This window comes from Paracoccus homiensis, assembly GCF_900111675.1.
Classification (GTDB): Bacteria; Pseudomonadota; Alphaproteobacteria; order Rhodobacterales; family Rhodobacteraceae; genus Paracoccus; species Paracoccus homiensis.
Genome location: NZ_FOHO01000009.1, coordinates 69,984 through 92,136 on the forward strand (window position 1 = coordinate 69,984; position 22,153 = coordinate 92,136).

At 61.0% G+C, this 22,153-nt stretch carries 26 protein-coding genes; 4 read left to right on the plus strand and 22 right to left on the minus strand.

The genetic code is table 11. The features are described 5' to 3' along the window. Positions 1 to 56: 56 nt before the first annotated feature. Positions 57 to 1,112 (minus strand): selenide, water dikinase SelD, encoded by a 1,056-nt coding sequence (gene selD / locus BMX67_RS12820; protein WP_090735650.1) that lies wholly within the window; start codon positions 1,110 to 1,112, stop codon positions 57 to 59. Positions 1,113 to 1,570: 458 nt separating this feature from the next. Here selD and BMX67_RS19900 point away from each other — a divergent pair, with 458 nt between their 5' ends. Next, on the plus strand, positions 1,571 to 1,648 hold the full coding sequence (locus BMX67_RS19900; RefSeq protein WP_281249171.1) for a DUF6471 domain-containing protein: 78 nt from the start codon (positions 1,571 to 1,573) through the stop codon (positions 1,646 to 1,648). On the opposite strand, the gene BMX67_RS12825 is transcribed toward BMX67_RS19900, so the two are convergent. Next, a complete protein-coding gene (locus BMX67_RS12825) occupies positions 1,645 to 2,556 on the minus strand; it encodes a hypothetical protein (RefSeq protein WP_139206515.1) in 912 nt (303 codons plus the stop codon). The genes BMX67_RS19900 and BMX67_RS12825 overlap by 4 nt on opposite strands. Positions 2,557 to 2,674: 118 nt before the next feature. Continuing rightward, positions 2,675 to 2,887, minus strand: a complete 213-nt coding sequence (locus BMX67_RS12830) for a hypothetical protein (RefSeq protein WP_090735654.1) — start codon at positions 2,885 to 2,887, stop codon at positions 2,675 to 2,677. Between the two features lie 317 nt (positions 2,888 to 3,204). On the opposite strand from BMX67_RS12830, the gene BMX67_RS12835 reads away from it, so the two are divergent. Next, the gene (locus BMX67_RS12835; protein ID WP_090735657.1) at positions 3,205 to 4,029 is read left to right on the plus strand and encodes a calcium-binding protein; all 825 of its coding nucleotides are present in this window, start codon (positions 3,205 to 3,207) and stop codon (positions 4,027 to 4,029) included. Positions 4,030 to 4,342: 313 nt separating this feature from the next. Here the strand turns inward: BMX67_RS12835 and BMX67_RS19595 are convergent, their stop codons facing one another. The 11 genes from BMX67_RS19595 to BMX67_RS20055 all read right to left on the minus strand — a co-directional run bounded on the left by BMX67_RS19595 (position 4,343) and on the right by BMX67_RS20055 (position 10,521). After that, a complete protein-coding gene (locus tag BMX67_RS19595) occupies positions 4,343 to 4,495 on the minus strand; it encodes a hypothetical protein (protein WP_175479896.1) in 153 nt (50 codons plus the stop codon). Then, positions 4,479 to 4,673, minus strand: a complete 195-nt coding sequence (locus BMX67_RS12840) for a hypothetical protein (RefSeq protein WP_090735659.1) — start codon at positions 4,671 to 4,673, stop codon at positions 4,479 to 4,481. Before BMX67_RS12840 ends, BMX67_RS19595 begins: the two co-directional genes overlap by 17 nt. Continuing rightward, a complete protein-coding gene (locus BMX67_RS19600; RefSeq protein WP_175479897.1) occupies positions 4,673 to 5,428 on the minus strand; it encodes a glycoside hydrolase family 108 protein in 756 nt (251 codons plus the stop codon). Before BMX67_RS19600 ends, BMX67_RS12840 begins: the two co-directional genes overlap by 1 nt. After that, the gene (locus BMX67_RS19605; protein WP_175479898.1) at positions 5,425 to 5,862 is read right to left on the minus strand and encodes a hypothetical protein; all 438 of its coding nucleotides are present in this window, start codon (positions 5,860 to 5,862) and stop codon (positions 5,425 to 5,427) included. The genes BMX67_RS19600 and BMX67_RS19605 overlap by 4 nt, the downstream gene beginning before the upstream one ends. Continuing rightward, positions 5,852 to 6,019 (minus strand): hypothetical protein, encoded by a 168-nt coding sequence (locus BMX67_RS19610; protein ID WP_175479899.1) that lies wholly within the window; start codon positions 6,017 to 6,019, stop codon positions 5,852 to 5,854. Before BMX67_RS19610 ends, BMX67_RS19605 begins: the two co-directional genes overlap by 11 nt. Before the next feature lie 4 nt (positions 6,020 to 6,023). Further along, positions 6,024 to 6,248, minus strand: a complete 225-nt coding sequence (locus BMX67_RS12850) for a hypothetical protein (protein ID WP_090735663.1) — start codon at positions 6,246 to 6,248, stop codon at positions 6,024 to 6,026. Further along, positions 6,248 to 8,359, minus strand: a complete 2,112-nt coding sequence (locus BMX67_RS12855; RefSeq protein ID WP_090735666.1) for a sialate O-acetylesterase — start codon at positions 8,357 to 8,359, stop codon at positions 6,248 to 6,250. Before BMX67_RS12855 ends, BMX67_RS12850 begins: the two co-directional genes overlap by 1 nt. Before the next feature lie 247 nt (positions 8,360 to 8,606). Next, positions 8,607 to 9,167: an HNH endonuclease signature motif containing protein gene (locus BMX67_RS20020; RefSeq protein WP_090735668.1), complete on the minus strand. Its 561-nt coding sequence runs from the start codon at positions 9,165 to 9,167 to the stop codon at positions 8,607 to 8,609. Next, positions 9,164 to 9,526, minus strand: a complete 363-nt coding sequence (locus BMX67_RS12865; RefSeq protein ID WP_139206516.1) for a hypothetical protein — start codon at positions 9,524 to 9,526, stop codon at positions 9,164 to 9,166. The genes BMX67_RS20020 and BMX67_RS12865 overlap by 4 nt, the downstream gene beginning before the upstream one ends. Beyond that, positions 9,523 to 10,269: a phage antirepressor KilAC domain-containing protein gene (locus tag BMX67_RS12870; RefSeq protein WP_217645852.1), complete on the minus strand. Its 747-nt coding sequence runs from the start codon at positions 10,267 to 10,269 to the stop codon at positions 9,523 to 9,525. The genes BMX67_RS12865 and BMX67_RS12870 overlap by 4 nt, the downstream gene beginning before the upstream one ends. 75 nt (positions 10,270 to 10,344) lie before the next feature. Further along, complete coding sequence (locus BMX67_RS20055; protein WP_090735674.1) at positions 10,345 to 10,521, minus strand: Arc family DNA-binding protein; 177 nt, start codon at positions 10,519 to 10,521, stop codon at positions 10,345 to 10,347. A gap of 104 nt (positions 10,522 to 10,625) precedes the next feature. Between BMX67_RS20055 and BMX67_RS12880 the strand changes: the two genes are divergently transcribed. Next, positions 10,626 to 11,018: an Arc family DNA-binding protein gene (locus tag BMX67_RS12880; protein WP_090735677.1), complete on the plus strand. Its 393-nt coding sequence runs from the start codon at positions 10,626 to 10,628 to the stop codon at positions 11,016 to 11,018. A 330-nt stretch (positions 11,019 to 11,348) separates the two neighbouring features. After that, entirely contained in the window at positions 11,349 to 11,738 is a 390-nt protein-coding gene (locus BMX67_RS19350) for a hypothetical protein (RefSeq protein ID WP_139206517.1), read from the plus strand. Here the strand turns inward: BMX67_RS19350 and BMX67_RS12890 are convergent. The 8 genes from BMX67_RS12890 to BMX67_RS12925 all read right to left on the minus strand — a co-directional run bounded on the left by BMX67_RS12890 (position 11,689) and on the right by BMX67_RS12925 (position 22,109). Beyond that, positions 11,689 to 14,952: a hypothetical protein gene (locus tag BMX67_RS12890; RefSeq protein WP_090735683.1), complete on the minus strand. Its 3,264-nt coding sequence runs from the start codon at positions 14,950 to 14,952 to the stop codon at positions 11,689 to 11,691. The two genes, BMX67_RS19350 and BMX67_RS12890, sit on opposite strands and share 50 nt — an antisense overlap. Positions 14,953 to 14,992: 40 nt before the next feature. Continuing rightward, positions 14,993 to 17,599, minus strand: coding sequence for a hypothetical protein (locus BMX67_RS12895; RefSeq protein ID WP_139206518.1), 2,607 nt, complete (start codon positions 17,597 to 17,599; stop codon positions 14,993 to 14,995). Continuing rightward, on the minus strand, positions 17,599 to 18,168 hold the full coding sequence (locus BMX67_RS12900) for a hypothetical protein (RefSeq protein WP_139206519.1): 570 nt from the start codon (positions 18,166 to 18,168) through the stop codon (positions 17,599 to 17,601). Before BMX67_RS12900 ends, BMX67_RS12895 begins: the two co-directional genes overlap by 1 nt. A 14-nt stretch (positions 18,169 to 18,182) precedes the next feature. Further along, positions 18,183 to 18,650, minus strand: coding sequence for a hypothetical protein (locus tag BMX67_RS12905; protein WP_090735691.1), 468 nt, complete (start codon positions 18,648 to 18,650; stop codon positions 18,183 to 18,185). After that, the gene (locus BMX67_RS12910) at positions 18,637 to 20,676 is read right to left on the minus strand and encodes a phage tail protein (protein ID WP_090735693.1); all 2,040 of its coding nucleotides are present in this window, start codon (positions 20,674 to 20,676) and stop codon (positions 18,637 to 18,639) included. The genes BMX67_RS12905 and BMX67_RS12910 overlap by 14 nt, the downstream gene beginning before the upstream one ends. Beyond that, complete coding sequence (locus tag BMX67_RS12915; RefSeq protein WP_139206520.1) at positions 20,676 to 21,287, minus strand: phage connector family protein; 612 nt, start codon at positions 21,285 to 21,287, stop codon at positions 20,676 to 20,678. The genes BMX67_RS12910 and BMX67_RS12915 overlap by 1 nt, the downstream gene beginning before the upstream one ends. 62 nt (positions 21,288 to 21,349) lie before the next feature. After that, on the minus strand, positions 21,350 to 21,688 hold the full coding sequence (locus BMX67_RS12920) for a hypothetical protein (protein WP_090735697.1): 339 nt from the start codon (positions 21,686 to 21,688) through the stop codon (positions 21,350 to 21,352). Then, the gene (locus BMX67_RS12925) at positions 21,681 to 22,109 is read right to left on the minus strand and encodes a Bbp16 family capsid cement protein (protein ID WP_090735699.1); all 429 of its coding nucleotides are present in this window, start codon (positions 22,107 to 22,109) and stop codon (positions 21,681 to 21,683) included. Before BMX67_RS12925 ends, BMX67_RS12920 begins: the two co-directional genes overlap by 8 nt. Positions 22,110 to 22,153 lie beyond the last annotated feature (44 nt).

Consider the following 22,153-nt stretch of genomic DNA (forward strand, 5'->3'; position numbering starts at 1 on the left):
GGATCGCCGATGACATGGGCCGCCGCGATAATGTCGCGGCGGCCCTTTTCGTGGGCCTAGGCGACCTGCAGGCGTCCCGGCCCTTCTACCGCGCGACCGATGACCGCGGCCTCGGCAAAGCCATGATCGCGGAAGGTCGTCAGCACTGCCTCGGCGCTGTCGGGGGCGCAGGCGACCAACAAGCCACCACTGGTCTGCGGATCCGACAGAAGCGCCTGATCGACATCGGCAAAGCCTGCCGCCAGTTCGACATCGCCGCCATAGCTGGCCCAGTTACGGCCCGAGGCGCCGGTGACAAAGCCCTGTCCCGCAAGATCGCGCGCATCCTGCAACAGCGGCACGGCAGACCAGTCCAACTGCAACCCGCAGCCCGATCCGCGCGCCATTTCCAGCGCGTGCCCGGCAAGCCCGAACCCGGTCACATCGGTCATCGCATGCACGGCGTCCATCCGCGCCAGATCGGGGCCGGGCGTGTTCAACCGCGTGGTCGCCCCGATCATGCGTGCGTAACCCTCGTCGCCAAGCTGCCCTTGTTTCAACGCGGCGGACATGATGCCGACCCCAAGCGGCTTGCCAAGGATCAACACATCACCCGGACGCGCGCCGGCATTGCGTTTTACGTGGTCGGGATCAATCAGACCCAAGGCGACAAGGCCATAGATCGCCTCGACGGAATCGATCGTATGGCCACCACCGATGGGAATGCCCGCGTCGCGACAGGCCATCGCGCCACCCTCCAGGATACGCGCGATGGTTTCGCCCGACAGCGTATTGATCGGCATGCCGACCAGCGACAGCGCCATGATCGGAGTGGCGCCCATCGCGTAGACGTCGCTGATCGCGTTGGTCGCGGCGATGCGGCCGAAATCCAGCGGGTCATCGACGATGGGCATGAAGAAATCGGTGGTCGCGACAAGGGCCTGCCGGTCGTTCAGCCGATAGACCGCAGCATCGTCCGAGGTTTCGATCCCGACCATCAGTTCCTCGGGCACGGGCAGCATCGCGGTGCCGCGCAACAGGCCGGTCAGCACGCCCGGCGCGATCTTGCAGCCGCATCCCCCGCCATGTGACAGCGAGGTCAGGCGCGGCTCCTGCGTGTGGGGAAGGTCCATCAGATATCTCCTGTGATCAGGCCCGAAACGGCGCTTTCGGCAACACCTAGATAGCGTGTGCGCCCATCGCAAGCCGCATCCCGTTATCCGGACATGCAAAAGGCCGGCTGGAACCCAGTCGGCCTTGCGCGTTCAGTCTGGAAGCTTGGTACCCGAGGCCGGACTCGAACCGGCATGGATTGCTCCGGCGGATTTTGAATCCCACCTAAACTGAAACAGATCAATACAATACAGGAATTTTGTCCCACAGACATACCGTAAACGAATCGGGAAAGTGGGAAACGCCAATCCTACCCCGGAAAGGCAAAGGCATGATTCTCTTGAATTGGGCAGAGACCGAACTGGAAGCTGAACAATATTTCGCGGATGACGAAGATGGTCCGACAAGTGGCTTCGTGAGGGTGTTAGGCGTTCAGCGAACAGGGCCATAGCGGCAAATCTGCAGTACTCGCAATAAGCTGTCCCGCGGCAAATTCAGCGCGGCGATCCTCTTGCAGTGCTTATCCGCAATTGGGATGAGCGAAGTTCGCCTCTAACTGGCCGAATGCACAGCAATGACTTGTAACTCTGCGGGAACATAGCCTTCTGATGTGAGCTTTGACACCACCACTATATCCGCGCGGGCTGTTTCCTTCTGCCATAAATCGGCGGGCCGAACAGGATCAACAAACCGCAACTTTAGCCGCTCATCTGACACATCTTTGGCAATGGCAGCCCATCCCGTCGCCCGCTTATCTTTGTCCTGTGCATGAAGCTCCAACTCAACATCATACTTGGGTATGTATCTGTCGAAGTCTTGCTCTTTATCGGCTGCACTAGGATACGGGATTTCGCGGATCACTTCCGAAGGGACTCGGTCGCGATCAAAACTCACAGGGGCGTTACTCTGTCTCTGGCTGGGCAAGAAAAATTCCTTGGCGGATTTGACCACGCGCTTTGCGGCGGCTGGTTTCCTAAACCGAGCCTCTACCTGACTGCGAATGTCGGAGGCGGGTTTGCCTGTTTCCCTTGCCAAAACATCAATCAGTTCATCAAGCTTCTGTCGCGGCAGGCTGTCACTAAAAGCTTTCTTCGCCGCATCTACAGCAAGGCCAGCCCCATAGAAGAGAACGGTAAGAAAAACCACAGTTGCCAATGTGTCGTACTTATCGCTGACCGTCACGTCGAAGATGCGTTCAAGCATGGGGGGCACCTCCTTCGACAGGTCGTCCTGATAGGTAACTAGTATTGCGAGAAACAACGCCTCGCGAAGCGAGCCCTCTTTCACGACACGAACGTTTAGCGAACTTCGCTCTACGATTAAGCCATCTATTAGCCCTGGAAGCAATGACGCCACATCGCTCGCTATCTCGTCAGCGGAAGATAGCGCGGCGATCACATCGCGAACAGCCACAGGTGCCTGTGTCTCGTAAACGATTGTTAGGGGAAGACGAATCTCTGTCATTCCGAGAGATTGGCACGCAGCTGACGATTTCGTGAGTCTTTTTCCTTCACTGACCAAAGTTCATTTTTGGTCTGGTGCGATTGCTACACAAGGCCGAAAAAGTCAGATCTCACGCGCATCACCTCCCCACCGGATCCCGGCTCCTAATCACCCGCGCCCCGTGCTGCAGCGTCAGTTCGCAGTCCCGCGCCTCATCCTGGACGGTCGGCCAAGCGGCATTCATCGCCCGCAAGCCGCCCGCAGCCAAGGTGTAGGGCTCCCCCTTGGGAGGATGCGCCCAGATGATGAACAGCGCCGTGTCGCGCGCGAAAAACGGGGTGTGGATTCGCATCGCTCGACAAGAACGAATGCAGAACAAAAGCGCAAGCGGTCAGCGCGGGCCAGTCCAGGCGACATAGACCGCAAGAACGTCGCGGCCGGTCGACACCGCGCCTGCGCGGGCAAACATTTCGATTGAGCGCGGGTTGTTACGCGTGATCGATGCGGTGGTGAAACAGCGCGAAATGAAAGGACCCCGTACCCGTAGCGATTTTGGGTTTAAGGGGGAATGCAAAGCCCGATGCGAACACATCGAAGAGTAAGCCAAATCTGCTTGATTGGACGCATTCATATCGATAACAAAATAAAGGTTTGTTTTCGGAGCAAAAAATGGCTGTGATTCGGGTTTACCCCGACGGTGAATACGTCGATGGGACCAAATTTGATGATAAAATAACTACCTTCTATCATAACAATTTGCCCCACCGTTACATCAATGGGCATGCTGGCGATGACCTGATCATCGTAAGGTCTTGGAGCTTCAGCCGCGAACACCCGACCTATTGGGACGCTCCTTTTGGCACGGCGGGTGATCGAATCGACGGCGGCGCAGGTAACGATACAGTCCGCGCACCAGAGGGCGCGAACAATATATACGGCGGAACCGGTCACGATGTGATTTTCGCCGGCACCCCCGTGTATGAAGGCGCGTTTGACGATCCATTTTTTTGGCGAGATTTGGACGACGTCGTCTACGGCGGCAGTGGTAACGATACTATCTACGGACAGGGAGGCCCAGATCGCCTATTTGGCAACGCGGGGGCAGACCATGTCTTTGGAGGGCAAGGTGACGATACGATCCTAGGCGGTGGCGGTCACGACAGACTGTGGGGCGGTGATAGAAATGATCTTATCAGCGGTGGCCGAGGAAACGACGTTATCGATGGCGGCAAAGGCTCTGACACTCTGACCGGCGACGCAGGCGCCGATAAATTCATCTTCACCGGGGGACGTGACCGCATCACTGACTTCCAAGATGATGTGGACACAATCAAGATCGACCGGGACTTCTACTCTGGCAGCAAAGCGCAGCTATTTCGCGATGCAGAAATAAAGGGCGGCAATGCTGTGTTTGATCTGGATGGCAAACACAAACTCATCGTCGAGAATGTTGATGCACTGTCGGATCTGAGAGACGACGTTTTCCTGTTCTGAGGATGATCGCTAAATAGCAAATCAGTGGAGATCCGATGCATTGAGCTTCGGACCTCCACAAATGCGCGTTATTCCTCGAAGCAATTTCACCCCCGAGGAATTCTTGCAGGGGGGGTCGCCTCACTACGCTGCTTCATCTTCGGAAAGTCCAAGGTCCTCGCCGACTGCCTGCGGCCGAGCCAGATCATCCAGAACCCCCGCCGATGGCCGCAGCGTCCGACTAGTCCGCGCCTACCTCGTATCATACCGCCCCGCCGACTGGCCTACTTCGGCCTGATGATCCGCGCCCAATACGGCCACACCCGCCGCGCCCTCACCGGCACCCGGCTTCGGTCAGCAGCACAACGCGCGTCCCGGCCTCGCCCACGTCCTGCGGGGTTTCGGGATGCGCCATCAGCGACCCGCGCAGTTCGGCAACGGGGCGCTTGAGGCCAGCGCAGATCGCGCCGTCACTCGCAGGCTTCACGCAGGCGGTCAAACCAGCCACAGCCGTCAAAGCTAGTATCCACTTCATCCATCCGTTCCCTTGTGCTGATGTGATCGCGCAGACGGTCGGCCTCGCCAGCCCCGCGCCCTTGCCAGTAGGCCAGCCCCAGCGCGGACAGAACCGCCGCCAGCGCACCAGCTGCGAGATAGGCGCGCATCACGCGCCCGCCTTCTTCAGCAGCCTCGTGGCCGCATAGACAGCGCCCACCACGATCACGGCGGCCAAGGCCCATTGCATCGGCCCGTCGCCGTCCGTCAGACCGGACAGGACGCCCCCGGCTGCGGGAATCCACACCGCCGGTTCTTCCAGCGCTTTCTTGATCCATGCGCTTTCTGCCCGGTCCGCGTCCGGTGCTTTCGGCGTGCGCGGAACGGTGGACGTGTCGGGACGATCCGCGCCCATCGCCATGTCGATCGAGCGTTCGCGCACGGCCTGGACGCGGGACGACCATCCGCGTCCGAAGGTGCCCCAGGTCTTGAGGGACCGCAGGAAAGACATGCGGCGGTCGCAATACGCGTTGATGATCTGGGTCGTGCTGCCCCGCGCCACGGCGGCTAGGGTCTGTTGCCCGATGACGCCATCCTGCGCCACGCCGACGATCCGCTGCAGCTCTTTCGCGGCCCTCGATGGTCCGCTGTTCACCGACCAGTCAGCGACGGCATAGTCGAGACCGGAAGGTAGGTCATCGAACCGCACCGGCTGGAAATACTGCGAGACGATGATCGCTTCGGCTTCGAACTTGGAAATCCCGCGAACGGGTCGCGCGGGCCGCCCTTGGCTGCGGTTCCACGCGTCGAACGTGCGCTGCGTTATCCCGCGGTCCGTCGCCCCGCCCGGATCATCGGGATGGTTCACATAGCCGCCTTCGGACAGGCCAATCCATGCCAGTGCCTTTTCGGTATTCGCTCTCATCGGTCTTTCCTCCAAACACGGCGCAGCGCATCGACGCCGCGGATGATGCAGACGCGCTGCGGATAGAACGGCGCCGACCACATCGAGTAGCGGGACCGGTCCGGCTCCGGGATCAGCAGCAGCGAAAGCTTGAGCATGTGCAGCAGGCCGGCGCCGAAGATCAGGCCCATCGCGATATTCGGCAGCGGCCGCCCGATATGCTGGTGCCACAGCGCCCACAGGCCGGGCTGGATCGCGTCCAGCAGCATCGGCAGGGCGTCCCAGTAAAGGGCACGCGCCGCGCTGGCGATCAGGATCAGGATCACGCCGATCGAGAGGTGATATACAGCCGATCCGTTGTTGTGCAGCGCGACCGGCAGAAAGCCCCGGATGACAAGCGCCATCATCCCCGCGAGCCCGATGGCGATGCCCCATGCCAGCCATTCAACGATCATTTTGACCCCGCTTCTTTTCCGTAAGTTCAGCCAGAAGCGCGGTGAACTGATCGACCTTCACCCGAACCTCTCGCGTGCTGTTTTCCATTTCCGCCAGTTCGCGCTGGCTCTCGAAATCGACCTCTTGCGGGCGCTTGCGAAACGGCCAGATGTGCATCGCCTCACCCCCGACCATTGCGCAAACTATCGACAGCCGCGTCGAGACTGCGGGCAAATTCCCGCGCCAGGTCCTGGTGCTCCTTGTTGGCCTTGTGCAGATCCTGAATGCGCAGGTCGCTTTGCCGGGTGACTTCGCGGTCGCGGTTCCAGCCCCAGAAGGCCAGCCCCACGATCACGACGCTTGGCAGGCCGCCACCCAGCTCTGATATGAGCTGTTCCCACGACATCACCGCCTCCGCTCGGCCCAGAAATTCAGGGTCTCGACCGGGCCATTGATCCGGTATTGATGGCCGATGGGCACGGTGAAGGTGCAGGTATCGCCCGTGCCGGCGGAAAGCCTGCCGACAGAGATCCAGGACGACCCATCTTCCGAAACCTGAACGAACTGCTGTGCGGTCGGAACGCCTGACAGCGCGACCTCGACCTCGTGATCGTTGGTATTGGTATAGGCGGCATTCGGGCTTCGACTGCCCAGCACATTGACCCATGCGCCGCCCGTGGTGACCTGCTCGATGTCGAACCTGCGAAGGTTGAACCGAATATCGTCACCCGTCCCGGTGCCATAGACCAGGCCGAAGGTCCAATAGCGCGTTTCATTCCGGAAGGTGGGGCCTGACGATCCTGAAGGATTGATCTCGACCGAAAAGGACCTGGCCGATCCGTTGAATGGATAGGCCCCGTTATTTTCGAACCACTGGCCTATGAAGGGCGGATCCAGCAATTCGCCATCCGCGCCGAACTCATAGATGCGCCAGCCGATGGCAGAGGTGCCGGACGACCGCGCGGCGACCTCGATGACCGCCTTGGCGCGTGTCGGCTTGTCCCATTTGTAGCGGCAGACCACGACGCCCTGCGATCCGGCGGCGCGGCGGAAGCACCAGCCGAGGATGCTGTCCTCGTAGGCATCCATCACGTCCGACACGGTGCTGACCGGGTTCCATGGCGCGGCCCGGGCGTTGTCGATTGCGGGCGCATAGGTGAAATCAAGGAAGCCCGTGTCGGGATTTGCCTCCATCGGCAGCGGTCGGCCAAGCAGGTTTTGATAGACCGGCGGCGTCATCGTGGCGTCGAAATACCGTGCGCCCCATTCGCCCATCGCGCGGCCCGTGGCGTGGATGCCGTCATGCGTCGCCATCCCGACAGTCTCGACCACGCGCAGGGTCGGGCAGCGATATTGCAGGGAATACATCGCCGCGGCATGGCGCTTGATCTTCGTCGTCCGTTCGCCATAGGTCGCCAGTTGGGAACTGACAATCGGGGTCTGCTGCTGGTCGATCAGGCCCGCCGTTTCCAGCTCATCGAAAACAACTTTAACCTTGCTGGCATGGGTCTCGGGCAACTCGAATGCGTTGTCGCCGCCGTGGACCCAGAACAGGGCGTCTGCTGCACTACCGGCGCGGCCCGGCACGGCGTCGATAGCCGTCCTGATGCCGGGATACATGAACGGGGTCATGTCCTCGCCGCCCGTGCGGGTCCAGCCGTTTGCGGAAAGACCGGCATCGGTGATGAAGGTTTCTGCGGGCGTTCCGCCGATGGCGATCTGGATGACATAGACCGCGAAGCCTTGTTTCCACGCCTTCCGGGCCGCAGCCAGCGCGAGGTTGTTGGCATAGAGGCTTTGCCCGCCGTTCCAGATATTCAGGGGCGGCGTGCCGAAAGCGGCCTGCCGCCATGCGGTGCCTTCGACAAAGCTGGCCGAGCTGTTGCCGCTCATGTCGTTGTCCCAGAAGAACACGCCTTCTGGCGTCGAGTAATCGCCCCCGGTGCTGCCCGCGTTCCCGCGCGCCTGGGACTGTCCCAGGACGAGGATGATGTATGGATCACGAACCACCATTCCGGCTGCTGCCTCAGCCAAATCGGCGGCATTGTTCGCGCGTATCGCAGCGGCACCGGCCGCCGCCGATCTCTCAGCGGCGAGCAGAAATTCCCTCATCGCCTCTTCGCCGGGCATCTCCTCGCTGACAGGAACGACCAGCGCACGATCCAGAACTTCGCCATGATCCTGAATCTGCATTTCCAGAAGATCGAGGTCGGTTTCAACCTGATCCGTGCGCACCCTGCCTTGCGCATTATAGTCCGAGCGTTGCAGGTTCGGGACAGATCGTAGCAAGTAAACCTGATCGCCGGCCCGCAACCCGGAACTGACCACCACCGTTCCGCTGGCTTCTCCGATGCCGGTATGGCTGACACCCGCAGTCAGGTCCGTCTCGATCTCGCCGCGAACGCGAATGACACGCAGGTGGTCTTCATCAAGAATGAGGAAATCACGCGGAAAGGTCCCGCCAGCCCCGGTTGCATTAAATGGGCCGGATTTATTCTTGGTGGATTCGACGGTCATGTCTAACCTGCGCTTGTCTGGGTCAAGCGCAGGTTAGGAACCGCACAACTCGCGATATATGTTGGCGGTTACCGATCCAGCGGGTTCGAGCCCAGGAACATCTCGGCCCAGGACCGATCCGGTTTCTTGAAAACATCTTCGCGGGAGAGTATCTTTCGTTTGCTCGACCGAGTGAGATCAGCCCTCTGCGGCTGGACATAAGGGGAATTGGACCCCGGTTGGTTCGGACTCTGCCCGGTCGAGCGAATTATCGCCGCCCATGGTTCGGATGATACCCAAGAACTTTTTCCGCCGCCCGCCTCGCCGCGACAGCTTCCGCGAATGTGTCATAACGCCCAAGCGCAACCATCTTATCCGCCTTAATATAGGCTGCCCATTTGCCCTTTTCCCGAGCCCAGTAGACCCCCGTAACGCCTGATGTGTTGTCGCTACGTATGGCCATGTTGCGATGATTTTCGCGCTTGGTCACCTCTCGCAAATTGGCAAGCCTGTTGTCACTGCGATCCCCATTGATATGATCGATCTCGCCATTCGGCCATCGACCGTGGATGACCGCCCATGCAACCCTGTGAGCCTGCATCTTCCGATCGCAAATTAACCCGCTCCGATATCCGTGACTGGCTGAAGTGAATGCCTCCCTCCCTGCCCATCTACTATTCCATAGGGCAGCGCGCCTTTCTGTACTGTATCGACCAGTCGGGAACATTTCCGGCGGTCGGGGAAGCCAATAGAGGCGGCCCGTCTCTGCGTCGTACCGGACGAGGCGGCGAACATCATCCGGCGTGATCAGTGATTGAACCCCGGTCATGTCAAGATGGCGTCTCTTAGATCTTGCCAGAACGCAGGGCTTTCCTTCATGTCCGGCAGGGGGTGATCCCCAAGGTTCGACCTCGCCGCGACCTTTGCCAGAACGTCAGCTGCATTCTGCGGCGGCGTTTCAAAAATCGCGTCTTCAAGCGCCCACCGCTGCCGATCGAGGCGACCATGCTCCGCCTCAGTCAGGCGTTCCCCTTCCGCGCCGTTCTGGACAGCGAAAATCGACTCCCATTTCCGGTAGAGCGCCATGACCGGCGTTTCCGTGATCGGCGGCAGGATCTCGCCCGACAGCGCGGCAGCAGGAACCAGCGCCGCAGCGGGCAGCGCGGCCATCATCTCGCGGCGATTCATTGCGCACCCCCGATCTGACGAACAGTCGGGAAGATTAGCTTCGCCAGAACTGACAAGCCCTTGGGCGTCACCCGAACCTGTTCGGTGATCTTTTCGCTTCCATCTGCCCGCGTAACCGTGGTGCTTTTGTGCTCCAATAGCCCCTGATTGCATTTCGGCTGATAACCAAGCCAACCTGCCGACCCGGCCCGCTTGTAGATCCAGCCGTTGTGCGACAGCCAGTCGAACAGGTCCTTGGGCCGCATGCCCAGGTTCTTCGCTGCTTCGGTGATGTTCAGCGATCCCTCAGCCTTCACCAGCCGTTCATGCGCGGCAACATCCTCCTTCATGACCTCGATCTGTTCCGCTTGCGCCTTCATGGTTGCATCGGCCTCGATCAGCGCCGCCGCCATCAGCTGCGGGCCAGTCAGCATGGCCGCGGTGCCATTGGCCTTCTCTTTCTCAAGGTGCTGCCAGCGATCCACCAAGCGCGCGGTGAATTCGGGGCAAAGCTGTGCGACAACGACGAAGCTGTCGCGCTTGTTGACGTGATAGACCGTGCCCGGACGACCCCCGGAGGACTTTTCCTCCGCCGGAGTAAAAGTCACGATCCCTTTTTCAGCCAGCCTTTCGACGGTCCGCTTGACGTTGTCGTGGCGCGCCTCGACCAGATCCGCGATCTCGCGGCTGCTCATGGTCAGCGTTTCACCTGCACCCATGATGGCAGGCATCTTGATTTCCGGGCGGTTCTGTTCCATTTTCATAGGGAACTCCCTCCTATGCACATGTTGGGTTTCATCGAAGCCGTTGGGATGGCACTCCCGGCGGCTTCATTCGTTTCAGGATGCCTGCTCAAGCTGCACCCCCTTAACGCGCATCGCCGTCGCGATGGCTTCCACGATCTCGCTGTTCATGGACCGGCGGTTCTTGGCCGCCTCCACCTTGATCACATCTCGCCATCCGTCAGGAAGACGGATCATAAAGCGATCTGCGGTTTGGCTGGGGTATCTCTTCATCTCACCTCCAAATATGCCACCGTGGCACAATTCATCTATGCCACGGTGGAAGCATGGCTGCAATAATTTTTTTATGTCACCGTGGCACAAAGAGGGAATCGCAGATGTCAACAATACCTACCAACCGCGAGAGCGACCGCTTTATGCTTCGCCTCCCTGACGGGATGCGGGACCGGATCAAGGCCGCCGCCGAGGCAAACAACCGCAGTATGAACGCTGAAATCGTGGCAACGCTGGAAAAGGAATACCCAGCCCCCCGCGACAGCTACCGAGACATCCTGTCTAAGATGTTAGACTTCCTATTAGAGGAAGGCCTTGTGCCCCGGACAGAAGCCGAAAAAAACGAACTTCTTGCAGAGATTTATGCGCTTCCAGAGGGCGTGGGTGAAGATGTTGCAAAGCGCCTTTTTGTGGAGGTTCTTGACGATCTTTCTGAGAAGTTGGCCGATTATCGCGGGCGCGACGCATCACAGCCATCGTCTGACAAGACCAAATGAACCACTTCCGCAATGAACAGACCAAGCTGACCGCGACATTCATCAACGGGATGGCAATTGCGATGTTCGCCGTGGGAGGTCTGGCGCCATCCATCGGTATGGCGGCCGGGTCAGTGCCCCCGGCACCATTGGTCGCCATCCTCATGGCATATTGTCTGATCGGCTCATTGGCCCTACATTTGATAGCACGACGCATCTTGCGGAGGCTTGAACCATGACCGGACTGGAACTCACGCTGCTTATCATGCCGGCCAGCGGCTTGCTGATCGCCGGGTTTCTCGTCTGGTATACCGGGCGGGATAGTCGTCGGCAGAACCGGCATCCGGCTGAATGAGCAACGACCTCGACCCAAGATCCGCCGAGGCTTGGCGGCGCGCGTGGGATGAGGATAGGCGTGGCGAGATTTTGCGCGACTACGCGAAGTCCGAGGAACTTCATAAAATAGAGGCGGACGCCGGGCCTTACGCACTATTTGGCGTGGCTGCTTGGATCGGCCTTGGTGCGTCGCTCTGGTTTTCTAACTCGTTAAGCGCGATCGTCTCAATGGCGTTGGCTGCCGGATTTCTTTCGCGCTACGCCATAGACTACTATTCGGCGAGAAGGGCGTGGCGAGAAATTCACGAGAAATGGTACAGTCAGGGGAAAGATCTGCATTCAGAGTATCGACAGCTTACCTCTGCAGATCCTCCTTCAGTGGCGACAAAATCTGTCCGTCGATGAGCCACCGCCAATAAGGCAGCGAAGCGAAGGGCACTTGGCGACGCATGAGGGATACGTCACTCGCCGCGATGTCCGGCGCCTCCCCGGCCAGCAAATCGCCCCCTGCGCGGAACCCGAGTGACAGCATTCCGACCGCATCCTCCGCTCGACCGAAGGTCGGCCCCATGAAACCTGACACTACGTTTCGGGTTGCGAAACGCGATGCTGGCGCCTGCTGGCTGGCGTTCGGAAACGCTGCGGATGCAGTTTTGTAGATGCCTGGCCCACCAGCTTTTTCCAGCGCGTTGTTGATCTCGAAGGCAATCGCGAAAATACCGGAACGGTCCAGCCCCTCAGCGGCCCACTTGCCGGGATTGTCCGAAATTGGCCGACCGCTTTCCAGGTTCTTGATCCAGTAGATGAACGCCCCGATGGTGGACATGCCAAGCACGCCACCCCAGAAGCGCGTCTGATCTTCCTGCAGCCCCCGCAGCATGACGCGTTGATTGGACGCCAGTGCGAAGGATCGGAACTGCAGGACAGCACGGCCGATCGGAGTCGAGGCGAACAGCGGCGTATCACCGAGGCCCTTGGTGACGATGATTGAATCCACGTCTTTGTTGATCGCCGCGCGCCACGCCCGGAGCATGTGATCCATTTCGGGCGGCCAAGTTTCAGCATTCGCTACGCGGACGCCATCCAACGTATCGCCGTGCTGGCGAAACAGCCTTCCCAGCAATTCGGCGCTGTCACGACCGACACCCAGATAGCCCATATAGGCCTGCTCGGGCTTGGGAAGGGCGTCGAACCCCTTCTCGGCCGCGATCTCTGCATTCTTCAGGATCCGGTTCTGGGTCATCGTCGCGGACAGCGTCTTCTGGAAATCATTCCAGTGCAGCAAGCCGGTCATCTTGGTGAAGCCGTTTGCCGCATTGTTCAGAAACCGCTCGAAGGGATGCCCTTGTGCATAGGGGTCGGTCAGATCCGCCAGTGTCGCCATGCGGGACTGCAGAACCTTTTCAGCGATCGCGCCGGCCCGCTTTGCTTCACTTTTGGTCAGCTTGATCCCGTCCAGATTTCGGATTAGGGGGCGCAGGCCGTCCTCTATATATGAGCGGAGGCCGTGGACCATGGCCGGGCGAACAGCATCCGTGAGAGACGAGATCGCGACCCCACCCAGGGATGTCAGGTAATTGAAGGTCTGAGCGGCGCTTAGCGTGCGCGCAAATCCGGTTCCCTGTTGGTCCGCCAGATAGTTCCCGCGAAGCATGTCCCGGACCGCCTCAAGATCGCGCACGTCAGAGCGTTCGCGCGCCTGCAGATCCGCCAGCTGCTTTGCCTTTTTCGCGGGATCAAGGTCGGATCGCGCCTCAAGCGCGGCCTTGAGATCAGCATATTCTGAACGAACCTGCTCAATCTGCGGCTTCATCGTCACCGACCCAAAGCGGTTTTGCAGTTCGATGTCCGCGGACATGGTGCGGGCATAGCGGCGCATTACCAGGTCGGCATTGTTTTCGATGAACTTCTCGACCAGCTCATCCGGGATATGGAATGTACGTTCAGCCAAGGGGCCACGCTTTGCCACCACTATGCCGGTCGGCAGTGACCCGTCATAGCCTCGACCGGTCACAGCGGCATAGACATCCTCGATGATGCCTTCGAGATAGTCGGCGCGATCGGCGTCGCTCAGGAAATCGAACTCACCGCGCCGGCCGATTTTCTCTAAATCTCCCTCGATCTTGGACAGCCGATCCGCGTCGGCGCGGTCCAACTCCCCGACCACGCGGCCAGACAGATCGTCAACGCCAGAGCGAAACGCGCGCATGGCATCGTCGGACATGATATCGGCCACGCCCCGTGCGACACCATCGGACAATGCTTCCGCATCAGCCCGACGAGCCGACACCCCTCTCTCCACGGCCTCACGCGCGCTTCGCAGCGCTTCAGTGGCCTTTTCGGTATCGGCGGCGGCGCGCTCGGATGCCGCGGTTATCTGTCCGTCGAAATAGTTGCGCAGGATCGCCTTGAACTCGGCTTCGTTGGCCTCGATCGCCTTCCGGTTCCAGAGCCGACTGAAATAGCTTTCGGCGGTATCCACGCTTACGCCCTCTGGCAGGAGGCCAGCCTCGATGGCCCGATCCTTCAGCGGATCAAAGACGCTGCTGCGGATGGCGGATGCGGCTGTTGCGACTTCAGGAACATCACTTTGATCGCCGCGACGCATCGCCATGCCGATGGCCTCATTGAATTCGGTGCGTGACATCTGCGCGCCCCTCTGCCGCAGGGCCTTATACGCATCATTCAGCGTCTCTACGGTCGATCCGACCGCGCCGCGCGTCCATTCCTTCATGGCGGTCTCTGCTGCCGCCTCGCCTTCCCCAGCCATGTTGCGCTTGAGATAGACTGGATTTTCCAGCATCTGCGAGGAAATCTCCCGGACCAGCCTTGATGGGCTTTGGAGCGTCCTGAGAAGCGGGTTCAACTGCGCGGTGGCCTTCGCGGCCTTGCTGGCCGCCCTGCCTGCAATGTCAAAATCCTCAAGCGTGGAAACCGGCGCGGCGGCGGCCCCGGCGCTTTCAGGCTTTGCCATCACAGCCAATTCGGCGTGAAGACTATCGGTCGCGGCGTCAAAGTCTGGCCGGGTTGCATTCTGGATGGCCGAGCCAGCCGCCTTGTATTCGGCGCGGCTCATGATCGCGCCAGCGGCGCCACCAAGGATCGCGCCAAACAGCGCGGACCCACCGATCGCCAACGCGCTCTCTGTTCCTGTCCGCAGTTCCTGCGATGCCTGCAGCCCGGTCTCCTGCACGCTGGTCGCGACCGCCGCCGCAGCTGAGACGGACCCGGCTGATTTAAGCGCCGAATAGCCCACGCGCCCGGTCCGAGCCAGCACGCCGCCCGGCAACAGCGTTGGCACGTCCGCGATGCTGGCGCCGATTTCAGCCGCGGTTCCTACCCAACCCGACGCCTCCAGCGTCCTCCGGTCGCGCGTCTCGCGATCGATATCGGCTTTCACCGCTGCCGCCGCTTCGGGATTGAACACGTCGATGAAGCTGTCGATATGGCTCTCATAGCCAGAAATGTCATCGAAGACATTATAGGCAGGATCGACCCTGTCATAGGTTCCGCGCGCCCTCGTCCAGGCGGCATCTGACGACGCAAGCGACCCGACCATGTTGGATTGACGGAATGCGGCGCCGAGCGTGCCCCCCAGTCCGACGCCCTGCGCGCTCATCTGATCGCCGCTCGGCGTATATGGCGAGATTGTCTTTGTCTTATCGAAGGGCATTGTTGCCTCGTTGATTTTCGGGCGCACGCAATTCCTGATTTCGGCGAAGAAGATCCCTTTGAGCCTTCATCGCCTCATCCCTGCGCGTCTTGGCAATATCCGCCGGCGACGGTGGATCAGCGTAGAAGGCATGCTGAAACTGCTGCACCATCCCCTCTTCATCGACATAGAACAGCGCGTAGCGAGGCGGCCGTCCCGCGCGCATATCCGCTTCCGTCTGCACGTCTGCCTGCATGAACACGCTGCTTGCGGTGATATCCTCTGCTGACAGCGCAGCGATGGCCTGTTCACCGATATAGTCATGCGTTCCGTCAAGGCCCTTCGGATATGTCACCTCTGGTGGAAGCCTGGTGACCGCGCCCGACTGCGAAAGGTTGTATGACGACACGCCATAGCGACGCCGGAACCGGCTCGCGGCAAGCTGCTTGGCCATGTCTTCGTCGCCATTCGCATCGACCAGCGACTCCTGCAGGATTTCGCGGTATTCCGCCGTCGCCGCTGCGGACTGCATGGGCGTCTCGCCAAGTTGTGGCGCGCTGCTGAACCACCCTTCATCGAAAACGGCGCGCGCGCTCTCGGTGGTCGCGTTTTCCTTGAGCCATGTTTCCGTATCGGGGCTTCCAAGAAGCGCCTTCCTGTCGGCTTGTTTCTGGGGGTCATCCATATCCATGATCCGCCGCGTCGCATCTTCAGCTGACAGTCCGATCGGCCCGGTCAGGTGATTGAACAGGTCAACGCGGTCACTCACTTGCCCGCCGCCATCCCTGCGACCCATCGCATGCGGGTCAATGGCGTCGATCCGTTGGCCCATCATCAGTGCCTGCTGGACCTGCGCCGGATCACGGCTGGTCAATCCCATGCGCAATGCGCCAGACACGGAAGACGGAACAATCCCCGTCTGCTCAACGATACCCTCGATCATCGGCAAGCTGCTCTGCCCCTCCGGGATGGTCTTCGCCATCTCGCCAAAGAGGGCGTCAGCACGCTTCCGACCTTCGCCGCTGTAAGGGTCCACGATCAGGCGTCCCGCCTGAAACGCGGCGACATCCGTGGCTGTCTGGGCGACCTCCTTGAATTTGGTCTTTCGCGAGGTGATCAAGGTTGCCTTGTCGCCGTCATCAATATCGGCTGAAAGGATTTCCCCGTCTGTCAGGGTCTTGTCGGCCTGCGCGATCCTCAATTTGAAAGAATCGACGGCTTGCGTCTGAGCCGCTTTGACCGCCGCCGCCTCCTGCGTCTGCCAGGCTGACACGCCGGAAAAGGACGCCTGCCTAACCTGCTCTGCCTGGAATGACGGAAGGGCATTGATAGCCTCGGAAACCCGGGGGCTGAAGCTTTGAACGACTCCGGTTCCGCCCATCTTCTTGTCCGACCAGCCGCGCAGATCTGCGACGGTCATCCCCCTGAGGAACGAATTGGCCTTCAACACCTCCGCCGGCAGAAGGTCCGAAACCGAAGCATCATCGGACGCAGCCAGAACGGTTCGCGCACCGGCAGGCCCGAGAAAGTGTGCAAGGTAAACGTTCCCGGGCGTGGCCACGTGGCCGGCCGCCTGCAGGGCGGACGCATTTTCTTGCGTGTATCGCAAGGTCATTTCACGACCCAGCGCACGGTCGCCCTTCAGTGCGATAAGATCGGCGTCACTGCGACCAGCCGCAACATCCGGGCGGTATTTCTTGACCACGTTCAGCCATGTGGAGTCGATGAATTGACCGAGGCCAGATGCAGACGAGTTCGGGTTTTTTGCGTTGGGGTTTCCGCTGCTTTCCGCCCCTATGATCTTGGCGACGATATCATCGAGACTGACCGCCGGGCCATCACCGGCCTGCATGCCTGAAATCGCATCCCTCTCTGCGACCGCAGCCAAAGGTTTGAGCAGCGCGTCCCGCGCCGCCATCAGCTCACCCGGGTCCATCGTCGCGGCGTGCGCCGTCAGAAACTCAGCGGCAGCGACAGGATCGGACTGCGCCATGCTGACCGTGGCCATCCGATACATCTCGGATTCGGCGGTCGTGTATGCGGCGGCGGTTTGTTCAGGCGACCATCCGGCGCGAGACGCCCGTTCCGAGATCTCGCCTCGCAGGATTTGGCGGGACCGATCAATAGATCGCGGATCGACCAAGGCATCGTTTACCGCCGCCTGCATCCGGGCATCAGACTGATTATCCAGATAGGTGATCCGCTCTCGCCCCGCGTGCGTAGCGATGCCAGACAAGGCCGAATCCTTGCGGGCCTGCAGCGCCCTTTGCGCCATTTCCTTGGCCGCGGGGCTCAACCCGTTCAGTCGCTGGTTATAGGCTTGCTCCAGCCCGCTGATCACTTCCTTGCGGCGCGACATGGCATCGCCACCGCGAGCATACAGATATCCCTTCTCAGGATCGTTCAGCGCCGTCCTGATATCTTGTGAAAACGCCGTATCCGCCCGCTTGGCGTCGGCCTCGTCCACATCCGCCTGCCACTGGTCGAACATCGCGCCGGCATTCGCCAAGCCCTGTGCAACCTGCCCGACGCCGCTTTGCCGGGGGGTTACCCCGACCGGCTGCTGAACCTGAACGACCTCGCGCCGCTCATATCCCGGAACGCGCATCGCCATCACGCATACCCCGCCGATGTGGTGCGCGACCGCGCCCATTCTGAATACTTCGACCCGACCTTTGCGCCCGTGGTCAGCAGCGTGCCCGCCGCGCCCCACATGCCAGCCGACCGGGCATCCGCGCCCTCGGCCCGGCTGTTGGCCGCCTGCTGTGAATAGGTGCCCGCCTGTTGCGCCGCGTTCTTGCGGATGGCGAAGGCGTCATCCTCGATCGCGCCCTTGGTGCTGTCCAGCTGCTCGATCGCGGATGCCGCGCTGGTGTCGATGCCATTGGCCGCCATCGCGACGCGTTGCTGCGCCATGATCGCCGCGCCCTGCCGGCGCCGTTGCTCGGCCTCATCTTCGCCCCGACGCAGTGAATCCTTGGCCGCTGCATCCTGCTGCCTAGCCATCGCCTCTGCTGCGGCTTGAGCTGCGTTGCCTTGCTGAACCGCAGAATAGGTGGAGACCGCCCCGGACGCCGCCGTCAGTGCCGTGCCCCAGCCGCCGAAGCCTTGCATCAGCCCCGAAAGCCCGCCGAGGATGCCGCCACCCGAACCCGCCGATGCAAGGCCGGGTAGAATTGCCATTGGCGCCACACACATCAGCCCGTTTCCTTCTCAAAATGCAGGAACCTATGGCCCTGCAGAACCACCTCTTGCCCGCCGAAGCTGAACCCCATCCATTTGAGCCAGCGGATCGCCGTGACGTTCTCGGCTGCGACGTAGTTCCAGAGGCGACGAAAGTCCTGGCCGACCCATTCCAGCGCCACGCGCGAATCCGCCACCAGTTCCCGCCGCACGTCCGGCCGATCGACCGCCCGCGTGATCAAGGCCCACGGGCAACCCACATCGGCGGCCAGAGACGCCGCGCTGACCCCGAAGATACAGACCAGATCCCCGCCCATATATGCCGCGCGGGATCTTCGCGCCCGGGCGACCATTTCGGCAAGCCGATCAGCGGGATCGCCCGGCGTCATGCAGTCCAGTTCCAGACGATCAAGCGGGCGAAGGCGTGGGATCAGATCCTCGATCACCGCGCGCGTGATGGGCCTCAGATCAACCGCGGCCAATGCTCAACTCCGGCGAAAGGCCAAGGATCGTCATCGGAAGGGGATAGTCCTGCCGGATCGTGACGGTCCCGTCCTTGTTCCAATGCGGCGGCGATGTCAGATCGTGCATCCCCGTCCACAACGGGATCGCCTCTGACAGATTGCCCCCGGTTTGCACGATCTCATTCTCGCGTGTGCCATCCACCACGACCTTGATGCCGCGCGTCTTCTCCATCTGGACCCGGATCTTGCTGATAGAATGCGGACGCCCCCTGCTGGCGCCGACATCATCGAACTGGATCGCAGGCGGAAGGGTTTCGATCTCTGCGGTATACGGCAAGCCGACGTGGACCAGGCTCGACGGAAACGGCAGCGTCACCGCGCCCCCGGTGACCGTCAGCCCGGCCACCACGTCGCCATTCGCCAGCGCCACGACCTCGCGGCCTTCAAGATGCCCCAGGCCAGTGATCGTCGCCGTTGCCATGCCCTGATAGGTGATGCCGCAATCCACGAAATAGGCCTGGGCCGCTGTGCTGAAGGACCGATCATCGAACCGTTCGACATAGCGCCGCTGCGATCCGTTCACCTGACGCCGGACGATCAGGTAGGTTGCATCGGCATTGCCTTCCGTGACGCAGGCAACGCTTTCGACTTCGCCGTCGATGTCCATTTCGGTCCATGCCCAGACCTGATGCTCGCGCTTATAAGTCAGCGCCAGCAGCTTGCCGTTGTCCAGCACGACCCAGATGATCGACCAGGGGTTCTTTGCCATCGCCCAGGAAACGATCGAACGGCCCTCGAAGAAATGGCTTGCGAAGATGGTCAGATCATTCCCGCTGTATCCGTCGCTTTCATAGGCATAGCGCAGATCGCGGACATTCCGGCCAGATCGGTCAACGAAAAGCGCCGTGTCATCAGCCACAAGCGGCTTGACCCGCGACGAGCCGACATAGCCGTATTGCGTCACGATCGGGTTGGTCGCGTCGAATCCTCCATCGGGGCCGGTCACGCTGAACTCGCCCGCCGAGGTGAAAACCAGCAACTCGCGCAGTTGCAGCATCGACCGGACGCGGTTCAGTTGCTCGCCTGACAGATTGAACTCGGCCCGATCCGAGCCGATGAAATTCTGCGACCGCGTGAAATTGAAGTAGTCTCCGATCCGCGACATCCAGATCGTTTCGGGATCATTGATTGAAGCGCCGAACGCCAGACGCTGCTGATAAATGGACACCACGGACGGGTAATTTCCTGCGCTGCCGAACAGGTTCGCCTGCCTGGGCGGGGTGACTGATGTGTCCGGCGAAATGTTGTCGTCGCGAAATGTCGTGTTGTCGGTGAAACCGATATATCCGGCCACGCCGTTCCGCATCCGGTAGATGCGATATTCGTCGGCCCCTGCGACGGCAGTGAAATTGATCGTGTTATAGGCCCCGGCCTCGTTCAGCATCTGCGCTGCAGTCGTCGCAAGTGGGCCAGAGGCGAAGCTTTCCACCCCGTTGACGATCGCGGTCACCTTGTAGCGGTAGGTTTCATCGCCAGCGTTGCGCGGCGTGACGCTGTTGATCGTCGGGACTGGCGTCGTCGGGTTTATCTGCACATCATCGATCGCCCAGTTATCATCGGCAAACCGAGAAATGCGACGCGGCGCGCGCAGTCTGTGCGCCGTGAACAGAACATCGATCGACTGGACAAAGTCCAGATCCTGCACCATGGCCGCCGTCCATGGCGTCGAGATGGCGTAAGGCGAACCGCCCGACTGGACTCGCGCCCCATCCTTCACGATCCCCATTTCATTCTCGCCGAAGATCAGAACGGCCGTGTCATCGGACTCGCGCGTGAAAGGGATCAGACGATGCCGGTGCGTGCTGTCCATGACCTCGCAGATGAATCGCAGGCCGGGCCGGTTGCTAACGCCGCCATGCGTGTGGATGAAGACATTGCGCCCCTTGCGCAGTCCGGTGTCGTATTTCGCAAGATCAATGCGACCCCAGATCGCCGGGCCAAGGACGCCCGCGCCAAAGCTGGGCTGAAAACGCGCCGCTGGCATCAGACGATCCCCCGCACGGCAAGGTTGGGCGGAACATGCCGATGCTCGACAGCAGGCCGCTCATTGAAATCCATGGCCATAGCCTGATCCAAAAGCAGCGCCGCCGCCTGTTCCGCGTCCTTTTTCTTCGCCACATCCTTGGTGATCGACATTGCGATGGCCGCGCCGATCGAGGCCGCAAGAGCATCCGCGAAGGCAGGCGGGAACAGCGTGGGATCGGTCTCGTCTCGGGTGTATTCGATCACGGCGTCGGCCATGTCGGAATAGATGGCGGTGGCCGTCAGTTCGCGCAGGCTGTCCGGTGACCGCCCGGCTTCCAGTGCCATGCGCGCCGCGGCTGGATGGTTGACCCAACGAATAGCGACCAGATGCGCAGGACGGGCATATTTGTGCGCCCATGCCCCCGCGCGATCGTTCAGGGTTTCCTCGACCAGAACCTCGCGTCGGCCAGCCCAATACCACGGGAACCGCTGCAACAGCGATTGACGGACCCGATCATAATGCAGGTTGCAGGCCTCGGCTTCCGGGGATGGGCCTTCCAGCGCCGTGATCGTGGCCGCGCCAAGATAGGTCGAAAGGGCGACGTTGCAGATGGCGATGGCGGATTGCATGGCGCGGGCCTCAAATGTGAGAAATTCCAGGTTGCGAAGGGGGCGGCCAAAGCCGCCCGCCCTCAATCGTCGTTCAGCTTTTCCGTGATCCGCTCGATCAGGGTCTCGCGCTTGGCGCGACCGTGGGGCTTTTCGCCCATGACGGCCTTGTAATGCGCGGCCAGCTCATCATCGGTCATCTCATTCATGGCCTTTGCCGAGCCGGTCACCGCCGCCTGATCTGCCTCGCCATCCTCGACCATGGCGTCGGTCAGATCGGCCTTGGTGGCCTTGCGCATCCAGCGCGACGAGAACAGAGAAGGATCAATCTGGAAAGGCCCGCTTTCCGGCGAATGCCAGAGCCGATCGGGGGTTTGACCGCGGCGCGTCGCCACGGCCCAGATTTCACCATTCTCAGCCATTCGTCTGGATCCCCGGCACGATGCCGGCCGTCACGGCGCCGGCGGTCGGCGTGCCGCTGACCACGTAGCGCAGGCGCATATAGCGCTCATCGGCCCCGAATGGGATCACGGGCAGCGGGAACTTGTAACCGGCTTTCAGCGTCGCGACCGGGATCGCGCCCGACGAGCCCACGGTCTTTGCCGAGGAAAAGGCCGCGTTGTCATCGACCTGCACCTGCACCTCGACCGAAGTGCCGCCGGTGAAGTTGGCCACGACCTGGGCCAGCAACGGAACGTCGATGCCGCCGCCGATGTCGCGTTTCAACGCTGCGGGCGACATGGCCGGGGTGGCCGTGGCCTGCAGATCCAGATGGTTCGTGCTGTTCGCCGTCGCGGTCAGTGCCTGCGCATCCGAGAACAGATTTTGAGCGTCCAAGTGCATCTCGATTTCCTTTCGATGCGATGGGGTTAAGGCCCCGCCCCGAA